This is a genomic window from Streptomyces sp. NPDC051105, from assembly GCF_040682795.1.
In the GTDB taxonomy this organism is placed as follows: Bacteria; Actinomycetota; Actinomycetes; order Streptomycetales; family Streptomycetaceae; genus Streptomyces.
On record NZ_JBFBBR010000030.1, the window covers coordinates 1 to 13,302 of the forward strand.

A 13,302-nucleotide genomic window follows, 5' to 3' on the forward strand; every position below is an offset into this window, starting at 1 on the left:
CCCGGGGCTGTTGCCGTCCCCCGGGTTATAAAACTAACCGCGGCCTGGGGCCCCGCGGCGGGTCCGCAGGCCGACGCGAGGCGTGTGGGCGTCCCGGCTCAGCCCGGGAACACCATCTCGTCCCGCCCCAGACCGGCGAAGACGCCCGAGACCCGGCGCGCGATGTCCGTCGCCGTCAGACCCACACGGGCGAGTACCCGGCTGCGCTCGGCGTGGTCGAGGAACTCGACGGGGACACCGAAGTCGCGGACCGGGACCTCCACCTCCGCGTCCCGCAGCGACTGCGCGATGGCGGCACCGACGCCGCCGGCGCGGACCCCGTCCTCGACGGTCACCACGAGCCGGTGCCGGGCGGCGACGGCGGGGAGCGCCTCGTCGACCGGTTTGATCCACCGCGGGTCCAGCACGGTGGCGGTGATGCCCTGCTCGGCCAGCCGGTCGGCGATATCAAGGCACATGTGAGCGAGCGCCCCGACGGAGACGACGAGCACATCGGCGCCGGCCTCCGCGGAACCCCTGAGCACGTCCATGCCCCCGACCGTGCCGACAGCGGCCACCTCGGGACCGACGGTGCCCTTGGAGTAGCGCACGACCGTGGGACCGTCCGTCACCTCGACGGCCTCGCGCATCTGCGCCCGCAGCTGCTCGGCGTCGCGCGGCGCGGCGATCCGCAGCCCCGGTACCACCTGGAGGACCGCCATGTCCCACATGCCGTTGTGGGAGGCGCCGTCATCGCCGGTGATACCCGCACGGTCCAGCATGAAGGTCACCGCGCACCGGTGCAGGGCCACATCCATCAACAGCTGGTCGAAGCACCGGTTCATGAAGGTCGCGTACACCGCGACCACCGGATGCAGCCCGGCCGTGGCCAGCCCGGCCGCGGACGCCGCCGCGTGCTGTTCGGCGATACCGACGTCGAAGAACCGGTCGGGGAACCGCTCGGCGAACGGCGCGAGGCCCGTGGAGCGCTGCATCGCCGCCGTGATCGCCACGATGTCATCGCGCTCGCCGCCGAGCCGCACCATCTCCTCTCCGAAGACGGTGGTCCAGTCCTTGCCCGACACGGAGACGGGCTTCCCCGTGTCGGGGTCGATCACCTTCACCTGATGGAAACGCTCGTCGGACTCCTCGGCGTAGCTGTAGCCCCGGCCCTTTTCGGTGATGCAGTGGACGATCACCGGGCCGCCGAAGCCCCGGGCCCGGCGCAGCGCGTTCTCGACGGCCGCCACGTCATGACCGTCGATCGGCCCCACGTACTTCAGACCCAGGTCCTCGAACATGCCCTGCGGCGCGATGAAGTCCTTCAGACCCTTCTTCGCCCCGTGCAGCGCGTCGTAGACCGAACGGCCGACGAACGGCGTACTCGCGAGCACGCTCTTGGTGCGTTCCAGGAACTGCTCGTAACCGTCCGTCGTGCGCAGGGCCGCCAGATGCGTGGCCAGCCCACCGATGGTGGGATTGTACGAATGACCGTTGTCGTTGACCACGATGACCAGCGGGAGGGTCTTGTCCGCGGCGATGTTGTTCAGCGCCTCCCACGTCATGCCCCCGGTCAGCGCCCCGTCGCCCACCACCGCAACCGCCGAGCGGTCATGCCGGCCCATCAGCCGATTGGCCTTCGCGATGCCGTCGGCCCAGCTGAGCGCCGCGGAGGCATGCTGGTTCTCCACGATGTCATGCGGTGACTCGGCGCGGCTCGGGTATCCCGAGAGGCCGCCTTCCTTGCGCAGCTTGGAGAAGTCCTGGCGGCCGGTCAGCAGTTTGTGGACATAGGCCTGGTGGCCGACGTCGAAGACGATACTGTCCTTGGGGGAGTCGAAGACCCGGTGCAGCGCGATGGTCAGCTCCACCACACCCAGATTCGGCCCCAGGTGCCCTCCCGTGCGGGAAACGGCGTTGATGAGGAACTCGCGAATTTCCGCGGCCAGTGTGTCCAGCTCACCGGTGTCGAGCTTCTTCAGGTCTTGCGGCCCGCGGACCGACTCCAGAACGCCCATACGTGATTCTCCTTCGGCGCTGCTGATGGGGAGGGTTTCGCTTCGGTGCATGCAAAGGACCCGCGGCTTCTCGGCCGTCGGATCCACTGGGTTGTTCACATTGTCATGGCCGATCGACAACGGCTCATCTCCAAGGCGGAACGCGAGGCCGATGGGGTACCGGTGCGGAGGCGACGAGGTGTCGGACCAAGGAGGCGAACACGGGTTCATCCGTCGCATCGCCAGATCCCAGGGCCCGGCCCCTGCGCCGGGTACCGGATTTCGCCGAGCCCCGCTCAGTGAGCGGGAGCGGCGGGCCAGGAGGAGTGGCGACAGCCCATACGCCGTACCATCCGGCAATCACCTCCTCGTGCATGCGGAAGTGACAGGCTATCAATTACTCCCGATACGCGCCGCACCCACGAAGGGGGACGGCCCGCCACCGGGACTCCCGCTCCGGGCTGGAACAACCGTGGTACTCCTCCCCCACGAGTGCGTCGTCCATGTGCCGGATTCCTGACCGGGCAGAAGTCCACCGCGCGGCCGCGGGGGACACGCTACGTTGGAAGGCGCGGTGCACGACTGCCGTGACCGTGGTCCGCCTGCCGGTCTCCCCCGCTGTCAAGTCAAGGAGAGTCAGGGCACGATGAGCCTCAACGACGAGTTGCGCGCGTTCCGCGAAGTCCAGCAGCGCCAGGACCCGGCCGAGGCGTGGGCCCTCAAGGCGCGGGCGGCCCGGGAACTCGCCGAGTCCCATCAGGCGAAGCGCGCGCTGGCCGTCGGCGCGCGGGCACCGCACTTCAGCCTGCCGTCGGCCACGGGCCGGACCGTCGCGCTGGAAGCGCTGCTCTCCCAGGGCCCGGTGGTGCTCACCTTCTACCGGGGCGCCTGGTGCCCGTACTGCAACATGACGCTCCGTTCCCTCCAGCGGCACCACGGGGACATCACGGCACGGGGCGCCCAGCTGGTCGCGGTGTCCCCGCAGATACCCGACGAGTCGCTGTCCCTGAGCGAGAAGCAGGAACTGGCCTTCGACGTGCTGAGCGACGTCGGCTCGGCCACGGCGCAGCGCTATGGTGTCGCCTTCCGGGTATCCGACGAGCTGGCAGCCCACTACGCCCGGTCGGGGCTTGAACTGGAACGGGTCAACGGCGGTCACCCGCACGTCCTGCCGATACCCGCCACCTATGTCGTCGACCGGTCCGGCGTCGTCCGATGGGCCTTCGTCGACACGGACTTCACCGTGCGCGCCGAACCCGCGGACATCCTCGCCGCGCTCGACGCCCTCGGCTGACGGACCACGCGTACCGCTCGGTGCCCGTGCCACCCGGCACGGGCACCGCGTGTCACGGACGTGCTGCTGCCTCCGCCGTGACCAGTGGGCCGCTGCGGTCCACCGCCCGGCGCCAGCCCGCCAGCTCGGCCCGCCGCCGCCCGGCCTCCCAGCGTGGCTCCCAACGATCTTCGGCCGACCGGTCCACCGGAAGTTCATCGGTGCTCTTCCAGTACCCGACGCCGAGCCCGGCCGCGTACGCCGCGCCGCGCGTGGGCGGCTCGGCGATGGCGGCTCTGCGCACCGGCACCCCGGTCACGTCGGCCTGGATCGCCAGGCAGACGTCCGAGGCGGCGGCCGGCCCGTCGACCGTCAGCCCGACGGGTACCACCGCAGAGTCCTCGGTCATGGCGGCGAGCACCTCGTGCATCCGATACCCGATCGATTCCAGGGTGGCCCTGGCGAGGTGGCCCCTGCCGTGCCCGGGGGCCAGGCCGATGAGCGCGCCACGGGCGTCCGGCCTCGGGTCCGGTGCCCCGAGGCCGGTGAACGCGGGTACGAAGTACAGGCCGTCGGTCTCGGAGACCGAGGCGGCCGCGGCCTCGAACGCCGCCGGGCTGGGCAGCGAGCCGAGATCCTCCACCACCCAGCGTGCCGTACCGCCGGTGTGCGGGATGTTCCCCTCCAGCGCGTACACGGCGGGCCTGCCGGGCAGCTGATAGGCGACCGTCGTGTGGAGGCCGCGCCCGGACCGCACCGGTTCGCCGCCGATGTTGAGCATGACCAGGTTGCGGTGGGCGTAGTTGCACCATGCCGTACCGGTGGTCGAGCAGCCGTTGCCGAACATGGCGGCCTGCGGCCCCCCGAGGACGCCGGTGATCGGTGGACCGTCCTGTCCGGTGGTGCCGAAGCCGTCGGGGCTGATCGACGAGTGGATCTCGGGCAGCATGGCACGGGGCACGCCGAAGAAGTCCAGCAGTTCGTCGTCCCAGTCCAGCGTGGTCAGGTTCATCAGCATCGTGCGGCTGGCATTCGTCACGTCGGTCACGTGCCGGCCACCCGCGACCCCGCCGGTCAGCCGCCAGATCAGCCAGGTGTCCATGCCCCCGAAGAGGGCATCGCCGCGCTCGGCCGCCGCGCGCAACCCGTCCACGTGCTCCAGCAGCCACTGGATCTTCGTCGCGGAGAAGTGCGCATTGCTCACCAGGCCGGCCTTGCGGTGGATCGTCTCGGCCCGGCCGTCCGCGGCCAGTGCGGCGGCCAGCCGGTCCGTACGGGTGTCCTGCCAGACAATGGCGTGGTGGTAGGGCTCGCCGGTGCGCTGGTCCCAGACCACGGTGGTCTCGATCTGGTTGGTGATGCCGATGGCCGCCAGATCCGCGGCCGTCAGCTCGGCTTCGCCGAGCGCGTCGGCCATGACGCCCTGGGCGTGGGCCCAGATCTCCTCCGCGTCGTGCTCCACCCAGTTGTCCGCGGGCCGCAGCTGGGCATGCTCCCGCACGCTGCCGGCCACCTCGACGCCCTCCGCGTCGACGACGGTGAACCGGGTACCGGTGGTGTTCTGGTCGAAGGCTCCGATGAAGTCCGTCATGGTGCTCACACCTGCTTCGTCGATGGGGCCACACCACTCGATGCCGCCAGCACGGGCTCAGCCGGGGCCTGCCGGGCCATGTCCGCCACTTCTCTGCGGTAGACGTACAACCACACACCGGCGATCTGCGAGGTGACGATCGACAGCATGGCCAGCACTGTGTAGAAGTCCTCGTTGATCACTCCGGCCCCCAGCGTCACCGTCGCCAGCACGATGCCCGGACCGCCGCGCGCGTTCAGAGCGACCGCGAAGTGGACGGCGGCCCTGTTGTCCTCCCCGGCCAGTCTGGCCGCCACCCAGATACTGCCCAGCTTCACCAGGCAGGCCATGATCAGGAAGGCGAAGAAGAAGAGCGCCGAGAAGTGGTGCGCCAGGTCGAGTTGGACACCGACGTTGGCGAAGTAGAGCGGAACGAAGAAGGCGAGTGAGAACTTCTTCAGCGCCTCCCACGCGCCGGCCGTCGATGCCTGCCGCTCCGGGTTGGTCACCCGCATGTCCGCGCGGGCGGCCACCGCTCCGGACAGCAGCGCCCCGAACACCGGGTTGATCCCGAGGCCGACGCAGGTCAGCGCCATCAGCAGCATGAACACCAGCCGGAACGCGGTGGGACTGCGCTTTTCTATGAAGCTTCCCGGGCCGATGGACAGCAGGCGGAAGAGCGGCCGGCCGAACGGCAGGAACACCGCGAAGAAGACCAGACTGGCCACCACGTAGTAGATCGTGCTGGGTACCGCTCCGTTGTTGTGGAACAACGACCAGAGGCCGTAGGAGCTACCGGATTTCGCCTGCGCCAGGCCGAGCACCACGGCCAGCATGACGTAGAGCACCACGTCTTCGAACACGGCGATGGAGAGCACCGTTCGGGCGAAGGCGGTCCGCAGGATGTCGAGGTCGAGCATGATCCGGGAGATCACCGGGATGCTCGTGACGGCCACTCCGATGCCGAAGACCAGCCCCACGCTCGTCCGCGTGCCCTGCGGTCCGGACAGTTCGGTCACGTCGACGAAACGGGTGGCGAACATCCCGACCGCGAACGGCACGACGACACCGATCAGCGCCATCGAGGCGGTGGACTTCCCCCGGCCGTCGCCGCGGTGTTCGACCATCTCACGGCCGGACAGGAACAGCAGCAGGAGCAGCCCGGCCTCGTACAGCACGCCGAGACCCGCGGCCACCGGGCCCGAGGAGGGAAACAGCCACTTGTGCGCATCGGGCGCGAACACACCGAGGACGGTCGGGCCGAGCAGCAGGCCCCCGAGTATCTCGCCGATGACCGGCGGCTGGCGGAGAACCAGGAAGAGATGGCCGACGGTGTGAGCGACGACCAGCAGAACCGTCACCGCGACGAACAGGTGCATCAGGTCGGGTGACTGAAGAGTCATGATCCGCTGCCCTGGTTCGGCGTGGCCGGGATCGCGTGGTGGCCGCTCGCGGTGTCGACCACCACGGTGTCGTGCCTGACCTCGGTGTCGTAGTCGGTCATCAGGCCCTCGACCGCCGGCGACACCACCGCTGTCAGCGCGTCGGTGCCCGCGAACTCTCTGATCGACTCGAGCGAATTCCACAGGCTGAGCACCTGGATGTGGACCTGGTCGCCCTCCTCCCGGCACAGCACGTAGCAGCCGCGATAGCCGCCGAACCCTTCCATGTGCGGCCGAATGGTCTCGCTGAAGGTGTCGAGGAAGGTGGCCGTGTTGCCGATGGGTGCTCGCGCACCCCATGACCTGAGGATCATCGTGGGGCCTTTCTCTCTTGACGGTTCAGGAGCGGTTGGCGGGGCGCGACGGATCGAGACTCGTCGGTTCGTGCTGGTGGCCGACAGCGGTATGGCGGGATCCGGAGGGTGACACGTGACCGCAGCAAGCGCATCCACAGCACTTCCCGGCCACGTGGAGGATCGGGAACAGGACTTCCGGAAGCAGGGATTCCCCCTTTCGTTCTCCGTTCGCCCGTCCACTCGGCCCAGAACACGGGGCCCGGCACCACCGGTCCATTGACCGGCGAACCCCCGCTGGCAGGTTTTCGTCCGTTTTCGACTATGGCCGAAAAGGCGTCCTGACTGATCATTGCACTTCAGCCTCACGTCAGTCATTATTATCGAATTGTGATGTCGTGTTTCTTCCGAACCTCACCCCCCACTAACAGCAACTACTCCACTTCGATTCGCCATGACCTGGCGCGAGGGAGATCAGATGTCTGCAGCACCACTGTTGACTAAACATGCTGTCCTACACACCGATGATGTCGCCGCCAGCCGAGAATGGCTCACTCCGCTCCTCGGTCGGCACGAATTGTCGGTGGCGGCAACGACGCACCCCAAGATCCGTTTTCACAGCTGCCAGTTGGGTTCTTTGCGGCTGAGCTATCTGTCCCTCAACGCCACGGCACAGTTCGAACTGGCCGGGGCGCGGTCCGGCTATCTGGTACTGGTGCCGCTGACCGGGAGCATCTGGCTGCGCGGCGCGCAGCGGATGCGCCTCGTGCCCGGCATGGGCGCGGTGCTCGGACCGGGCGACCCGGTCAGCGCCCGGTGTTCGGCGGACTGCCAGCAGCTGATCGTCCACATGAACCAGGCGGTGCTGACCGCGCACGTGCAGAGCCTGCTGAACTGCTCCTCGGCCGAGTCGCCGGCCTTCGAGCCGCTCATGCGGTTCGACGCCGGTGGCGCACTGAGTTGGTACGAGTCGCTGATGTTCCTGGTCGAACGCGCCAACGCAACCGACAGCATGGGTCAGGAGTTGTTCCATCCGCTGGTCGCCACCGAGCTGGAACGGGCCCTGATGACGGGCCTGCTGGTTACCCAGCCGAACACGCACAGCCCGGCGTTGGTCCACGACCCGCCGGCCCAGCCGGTCGAGCCGATCGAGACGGCGGTGCGGTTGATCAACGAATATCCGGAGGCCGGTCACACGGTGGCCGACCTCGCGCAGGCCGCCGGGGTCAGTGTGCGCACGCTGGAAAAGGGGTTCCACCGCCGTTTCGGCCTGCCGCCGTACGGATATCTCCGCCAGGTCCGGCTGAAACGGGTCCGAGCCGAATTGACCGCACCGGACGCCGCGAACAAAACGGTGAGCGAAGTAGCGGCCCGGTGGGGTTTCAGTCACTTGGGTCGATTCGCTCAGGAATATCGGAAGAAGTACCACGAGAATCCCTCGGAAACAGTACGGCGGTATCGAGCGATACGCACGTCCGGCGCGTAGGTCCTCAATCCAGGAGAGGCTCCATCATCCGACGCCGCGATTCTTCGTCGACTGTGACCTCCAGGTGCCGCGTCGCAATTCTCAGCAAGGGCGGCGCCATCACCGAAGTAATTACGGCGGTGAGCACGATGATGGTGTAGGACTCGGTATTCAGTACACCCAGCCGAAGACCGACCGAAGCCACCACGAGTTGCACGACCCCGCGCGCGTTCATGCCGGCGCCGAGCGCCAGGACCTCCCACCGATTGAGGCCCCCGGTCAGCCCACCGAGCACCGCGCCGGTGAATTTGCCGAGAATCGCGACCCCCAGGATGAGCAGGGCGCCGGCCAGTACCGTCGGGTGCACCAGCGCGCGCATGTCCATCCGCAGCCCCGCGGTGGCGAAGAACACCGGCGCGAGAACGGCGGAGAGCCCGTTGTTCAGCGGTGCGAGCGAACTGAGGCTGACAGTGCTGCTGGTGCTGATGAGGATGCCGCCGAGAAGCGCGCCGAAGACCGGTTCCAGGCCCAGCGCCGCGGTGCCGGTCGCGCACATCAGGATGACCGCGACCGCCGTGACCACCACCGCCGCGGAGGATTCGGAGCGCTGCGCCCAGCGCATCGCCGCGCGGACCAGGGGCCGGCCCAGCAGGATCAGCACCAGGAGGAGCCCGATCAGGTGCAGGATCGGCTCGACCACGGTTCCCGTGTGCAGGCCGTCGACCGCCATGGCGGACACCACGGAGAGCAACAGCCAGCCGACGACGTCGTCCATGGTCCCGGCGGCCAGGATGATCTGACCGACGTTACGGTGGATCAGCCCCATGTCCAGAAGGGTCTTGGCGATGACCGGGATCGCGCTGACACACAGCGCCACCCCGAGAAACAGCGCGAACACCAGAGGCTGCGTGTTTCCAGGGCGCAGGGTCCCCGGCAGCAGCGTCATGGCCACCCCGACCCCCAGGCCGAACGGAATGGTCAGGCCCAGCAGGCTGGTCCACAGGACGGTCCCGCCGCGGCGGCGTACCAGGCTGAAGTCCAGGCTGATTCCCGTCACCCCGACCAGAAGCAGCACGCCGAGTTGGGCGATGCTGTCCAGCAGGTGGAACTGCCCCGCATCGCGCGGGAACAGCCAATCACTCGCCCCCGGGGCGAGGTTTCCGAACACACTCGGCCCGAGCAGCACACCGACACTGAGCTCGCCGACCACCGCCGGCAGGCCCACCCGATTGGCCAGCCGCCCCAGGAGGTAGGCGCACACGATCAGCAGGCTGAGCTGGGTGAGCAGCATCACCAGCGGGTGGCCGCCCAGGGGAGCCACAGGAGCGGCCGCGGTCAGCAGACCGGTCTGACCGACAGCGGCCATCACCGTGAGCCGTCCGCACGCCATTCGGCCGCGGTCACCGTGGCCAGCCAGTCGCCCTGCGGCAAGCCGGCCTTGTCGACCCAGCCCACGGTGTGCTCGACGGCCGCCCGCCAGCCGGCGTAACCGCGCTGCCGGTCCTCGGGCATCCACTGCGCGGACCAGCGGTGGCTCTCCTGGCGGGTGCCGACGACCTCGGTAAGGTCCGCCCAGAGGCCGACGCCCAGGCCGGCGGCGTTGGCCGCGCCGAAGGCCGCGGTGTCCGCGACGTCCGACGGGCGACGGAGCTGGACGCCGAGGATGTCCGCATGAATTTGCATGCACATATCAAACCAAGCGCCGTTGCCGTCGACTCGGATTTGAGTGGGGGCGTACCCCGTCTCTTCCCGCATGGTCTCGGTCAGGTCGCGAAGCTGGTAGGCGAGGGCCTGGAGGGCCGCTCGGGCCACGTGGTTCTGGTTGTGATGGGTGTCCATGCCGAGGATGGCCCCACGGGCGCTGCGATCGGAGCGCGGCAGCCCCAGTCCCGTGAACGCGGGTACGAAGTACAGTCCTTCCGGATCGTCGGCCCGCCGGGACATGGCCTCGATCTCCCCGACGCCCCGAATGATGCCGAGTCCGTCCACCAGCCACTGCACCGTGGCACCTGTGTAGGGGACGAACCCCTCGAGCGCGTACACCGCGGGTTCGTCGGCCAGCCGGTAGGCGATGGTGCCCAGCAGCCGGGAATCGGCATCCGCCCGAGTGGTGCCGGTGTTGACCAGCAGCGCACTGCTGCCCTCGAAGCTGTAGCGGGCCTGGCCCGGGAGGAAGCAGTGCTGGCCGAAGAGGGCCGCCTGGTGTTCCCCGAGCACCCCCGACACAGGCAGTTCCGTGCCGAACGGCCCGGATGCCGCCGTGCTCCCGAAGCGGTCCGCGGTGGACGACGGCGCCACCTCGGGCAGCATCGCTCGCGGTACGCCGAACAGGGCCAGCAGTTCGTCGTCCCAGTCCTCGCTGTCCAGGTTCAGCAGCATGGTGCGGCTGGCGCTGGTGACGTCGGTGACGTGCCGCCCGGTGAGGTTCCACACCAACCAGGAATCCATGGTGCCGAACAGGGCGTCGCCGCGCTCCGCGTCGGCGCGCAGGCCGTCGACGTTCCGCAGCAGCCAGCTCAGTTTGCCGGCCGAGAACAAGGCGTCGGGCACCAGTCCCGTCTTCTTGTGGATCATTTCGGTCTGGCCGTCGCGCGCCAAGTCGGCCATCTGCCCCGCGGATCGCAGGTCGGGACCGGCGATGGCCGGGGCGTAGGGCTGTCCGGTGTGCCTGTTCCACACCACCGTCGTCTCACGCTGGGCCGCGATACCGACGGCCGCCAGGTCGGAAGCCGGACGGCCCAGTTCGGACAGGGCCGCGCCGACGGCGGCCTGAGCGTGCCGCCAGATCTCCAAGGGGTCGTATTCGAGTGTGCCGTCTCCGGAAGCGGACGGTGTGAGCTCCACGCGCTGCGCGGTCAGCTTGTTGCCGTCCCGGTCGTAGACGATGAGCCTGGTGTCGGAGGCGGATTGGTGCAGGGCTGCGATCAAGTCGGCCATGGCAGGTGCTCCGTGAAGTCTCGGTGTGGCCCGGGAGGGCCGTGTGCGGCTGATCGGTGTCTGCGATCGGGGCTGCTGCCCGGGGCCCCATCGGGGACCGGGCAGCAGCCCCCTCCGCTACGCGCCCGGCTTGGTCGGCGGGCTGGGAACAGCGGCCATGGCTTCCTCCGGCACCGGGAAGGGCCCGCTGTACTTCTCCACGATGGCCGGCACCTCCACGTCCTCCGGCAGGTCCGGCGCGGACCGCGGATCCAGCGCGACCTGACGCAGCGGCACGAATCCGGCCCAGCACCCGCCCTGGAGGTCGGCGGGTTCGTACTTGCTCTGCTCTTCCCGGCGTACCTTGGTGGACACCTCCTCGAGGTCCAGCGCGACCACGGCCACGCTGGCGAACTCCTGCCGCGTCGGCGGCCTGGCATCCGAGCTGCGGCCGGTGGCCATGTGCTCCAAGATGGTCGCCAGCGCCTGCATCCGCTCCTCGTCATCGGTGATCAGGCGCAGTCGGCCGTGTGCCATCACGCTCCGATAGGCGAACGAGTGGATCAGCCAGGCCCGGGCGAAGACCAGGCCGTCGAGCAGGGTGACGGTCACACACACCGGTGCGTTCTCCGCCCCGAGCTGAGCGAATCGTCCCGCCCGCGAGCCGTGGAAGTACAACGTCTCGCCGCGCCGGGCGTACGCCGCGGGGAGCACCACCGGATAGTCCTCCCGGCTGAACGCGATGTGCGCCACCAGACCCTCGTCCAGAATGGCGTGCGCCGCCTCGCGGTCATAGCGAACGCGCTCCCGGTACCGGATCGGCACGGTGCGCCGGGTCACCGGATAGGAATCGTCACCGGCTGATTCCATGAGTTTCGCGGCGATACGGTCAATGTTGGCCACTGCCTTCTCCCTTGTCTCCTGGTCGTCTCCGGTCCGTCAATGCCGTGTGTCACGCAGCCGCACGCCCGGCTCCATCTCCAGGTACACCCCCTCGATGGCGTTCGCCGGGGAGTTGGGCACGATGGTCCATTCCCGCGACTGGCTGTGGATCCGAGTGGGCGGGATCGCCCCGGGGTCCCCGCTGTGCAGGCTCTTCTCGATGACCTGGTAGGCGTCGACCGTCGTCGCGTCGGCCAGGTCCTCGACGCCGGCGATGATGCTGAGGAACGCCTCGTGGATGTGCAGCCGCTGCTGCTCCGAGCGGGTCATCGCCTGGCCGCGGTAGAAGTAGTCGTCCTTGCCGCGGTAGCTGTCGTAGAACACCGAGACCAGCACCAGCAGCCGTTCGTAGGAGTACCGGTAGGCCACGTCGTAGAAGTTCAGCGCCCGTTCCTCAGCCACCGTGCCGTCCACCATCGAGGTCACCGAGGCAGCCGCCAGCATGCCGCTGAAGGTGGCCAGGTGCACGCCGGTGGAGAGCAGCGGGTCGAGGAAGCAGGCGGCGTCGCCGGAGATCAGGTAGCCCGGGCCGCTGAACCGGTCCGCCACATAGGAGTAGTCGGTCTCGGTGCGGATCTTCGAGACCTGCTCCGCGTCGGCGATGGTCCGCTTGACCAGCGGATGCACGTTCACGGCCCGGTCGTACAGGGCCTGCACGTCGGACGGGGAATGGCACTGCTCGCTGAACCGCTTCTTGTCGGTGACCAGGCCGATGCTCGTGATCCCGTTGTGCAGCGGGATCACCCAGATCCAGCCCTCCGGAATGCTGCACACCGTGACCGCGCCGTCCGGGCCCTCGGGAATGTCCTTGGCGTCCTTCCAGTACGTCCAGACGCCGATGTTGCGGAACACGTCGTGCATCCGCCGCATGTCGAAGTGGCGCTTGGCGAGCAGGCCGGCACGGCCGGAGGCGTCGACGACGTAGTCGAACTCGATATCGCCCTCGCGTCCTTCGGCGTTCTGCCAGCGCGCTGCCACCGCCCGGTCCCCGGAGAACTTGATGTCGCGGATCCGGTGGCCCTCGAACGCCTCCACCCCCGCTTCCCGGGCGTGGTCAAGCAGGATCTTGTCGAAGTCGGCCCTGGTGACCTGCCAACTGTGCTTGCCGCCGGGCACATCGGTGAAGGGCAAGTCCCACTTCTCCTTGCCCCATTCGTAGTAGGAGCCGTCCTTGTGCCGGAAGCCGAACTTGTCGAGCTTCTCGGAGACTCCGAGCAGGTCCATCATGCGCACGACCGACAGGGACAGCGACTCCCCTACGTGGTAGCGCGGAAAGGTGTCCCGTTCCAGCAGTGTCACATCGACACCGTTGCGTGCCAGGAACGTCGCGGCGGTGGACCCGGACGGTCCGCCACCGATGACGAGCACCTTGCTCTGGGATCGCATGTGTTCTCCCTTTCACCCGTATGGTTGATCGATGGTCCT

At 68.5% G+C, this 13,302-nt stretch carries 10 protein-coding genes; 2 read left to right on the forward strand and 8 right to left on the reverse strand.

All coding sequences use genetic code 11. The annotated features are described in order from the left end of the window. Positions 1-98: 98 nt before the first annotated feature. On the reverse strand, positions 99-1,997 hold the full coding sequence (gene dxs / locus AB0N16_RS40215; RefSeq protein WP_365805781.1) for a 1-deoxy-D-xylulose-5-phosphate synthase: 1,899 nt from the start codon (positions 1,995-1,997) through the stop codon (positions 99-101). A 625-nt stretch (positions 1,998-2,622) separates the two neighbouring features. Here dxs and AB0N16_RS40220 point away from each other — a divergent pair. Continuing rightward, positions 2,623-3,270 carry a peroxiredoxin-like family protein gene (locus AB0N16_RS40220; protein WP_365805783.1) on the forward strand — a complete coding sequence of 216 codons (648 nt, stop codon included), beginning with the start codon at positions 2,623-2,625 and terminating at the stop codon, positions 3,268-3,270. A gap of 52 nt (positions 3,271-3,322) precedes the next feature. On the opposite strand, the gene glpK (AB0N16_RS40225) is transcribed toward AB0N16_RS40220, so the two are convergent. From glpK (AB0N16_RS40225) to AB0N16_RS40235, 3 genes are read right to left on the reverse strand one after another with little or no spacing between them, the layout of a single operon-like run. Continuing rightward, the gene (gene glpK / locus AB0N16_RS40225; protein ID WP_365805785.1) at positions 3,323-4,840 is read right to left on the reverse strand and encodes a glycerol kinase GlpK; all 1,518 of its coding nucleotides are present in this window, start codon (positions 4,838-4,840) and stop codon (positions 3,323-3,325) included. A 5-nt stretch (positions 4,841-4,845) separates the two neighbouring features. After that, positions 4,846-6,222: a cation:proton antiporter gene (locus AB0N16_RS40230; protein ID WP_365805787.1), complete on the reverse strand. Its 1,377-nt coding sequence runs from the start codon at positions 6,220-6,222 to the stop codon at positions 4,846-4,848. Further along, positions 6,219-6,575, reverse strand: coding sequence for a hypothetical protein (locus AB0N16_RS40235; protein ID WP_365805789.1), 357 nt, complete (start codon positions 6,573-6,575; stop codon positions 6,219-6,221). The genes AB0N16_RS40230 and AB0N16_RS40235 overlap by 4 nt, the downstream gene beginning before the upstream one ends. 457 nt (positions 6,576-7,032) lie before the next feature. On the opposite strand from AB0N16_RS40235, the gene AB0N16_RS40240 reads away from it, so the two are divergent. Then, the gene (locus AB0N16_RS40240) at positions 7,033-8,040 is read left to right on the forward strand and encodes an AraC family transcriptional regulator (protein ID WP_365805791.1); all 1,008 of its coding nucleotides are present in this window, start codon (positions 7,033-7,035) and stop codon (positions 8,038-8,040) included. 4 nt (positions 8,041-8,044) lie between these two features. Here AB0N16_RS40240 and AB0N16_RS40245 read toward each other — a convergent pair whose 3' ends face one another. The 4 genes from AB0N16_RS40245 to AB0N16_RS40260 form a co-directional block, all read right to left on the reverse strand. Next, a complete protein-coding gene (locus tag AB0N16_RS40245) occupies positions 8,045-9,385 on the reverse strand; it encodes a cation:proton antiporter (protein ID WP_365805793.1) in 1,341 nt (446 codons plus the stop codon). Beyond that, positions 9,385-10,956 carry a glycerol kinase GlpK gene (gene glpK / locus AB0N16_RS40250; RefSeq protein WP_365805795.1) on the reverse strand — a complete coding sequence of 524 codons (1,572 nt, stop codon included), beginning with the start codon at positions 10,954-10,956 and terminating at the stop codon, positions 9,385-9,387. Before glpK (AB0N16_RS40250) ends, AB0N16_RS40245 begins: the two co-directional genes overlap by 1 nt. A 117-nt stretch (positions 10,957-11,073) precedes the next feature. Beyond that, positions 11,074-11,838: a pyridoxamine 5'-phosphate oxidase family protein gene (locus AB0N16_RS40255; protein ID WP_365805797.1), complete on the reverse strand. Its 765-nt coding sequence runs from the start codon at positions 11,836-11,838 to the stop codon at positions 11,074-11,076. 36 nt (positions 11,839-11,874) lie between these two features. Further along, positions 11,875-13,263 carry an NAD(P)/FAD-dependent oxidoreductase gene (locus tag AB0N16_RS40260; protein WP_365805799.1) on the reverse strand — a complete coding sequence of 463 codons (1,389 nt, stop codon included), beginning with the start codon at positions 13,261-13,263 and terminating at the stop codon, positions 11,875-11,877. Between the last annotated feature and the right edge of the window lie 39 nt (positions 13,264-13,302).

Excerpts from the sequence above, each read along its gene's own strand:
- dxs (WP_365805781.1), bottom strand. The coding sequence starts at position 1,997 with ATGGGCGTTCTGGAGTCGGTCCGCGGGCCGCAAGACCTGAAGAAGCTC.
- AB0N16_RS40220 (WP_365805783.1), top strand. The coding sequence starts at position 2,623 with ATGAGCCTCAACGACGAGTTGCGCGCGTTCCGCGAAGTCCAGCAGCGC.
- glpK (WP_365805785.1), bottom strand. The coding sequence starts at position 4,840 with ATGACGGACTTCATCGGAGCCTTCGACCAGAACACCACCGGTACCCGG.
- AB0N16_RS40230 (WP_365805787.1), bottom strand. The coding sequence starts at position 6,222 with ATGACTCTTCAGTCACCCGACCTGATGCACCTGTTCGTCGCGGTGACG.
- AB0N16_RS40235 (WP_365805789.1), bottom strand. The coding sequence starts at position 6,575 with ATGATCCTCAGGTCATGGGGTGCGCGAGCACCCATCGGCAACACGGCC.
- AB0N16_RS40240 (WP_365805791.1), top strand. The coding sequence starts at position 7,033 with ATGTCTGCAGCACCACTGTTGACTAAACATGCTGTCCTACACACCGAT.
- AB0N16_RS40245 (WP_365805793.1), bottom strand. The coding sequence starts at position 9,385 with ATGGCCGCTGTCGGTCAGACCGGTCTGCTGACCGCGGCCGCTCCTGTG.
- glpK (WP_365805795.1), bottom strand. The coding sequence starts at position 10,956 with ATGGCCGACTTGATCGCAGCCCTGCACCAATCCGCCTCCGACACCAGG.
- AB0N16_RS40260 (WP_365805799.1), bottom strand. The coding sequence starts at position 13,263 with ATGCGATCCCAGAGCAAGGTGCTCGTCATCGGTGGCGGACCGTCCGGG.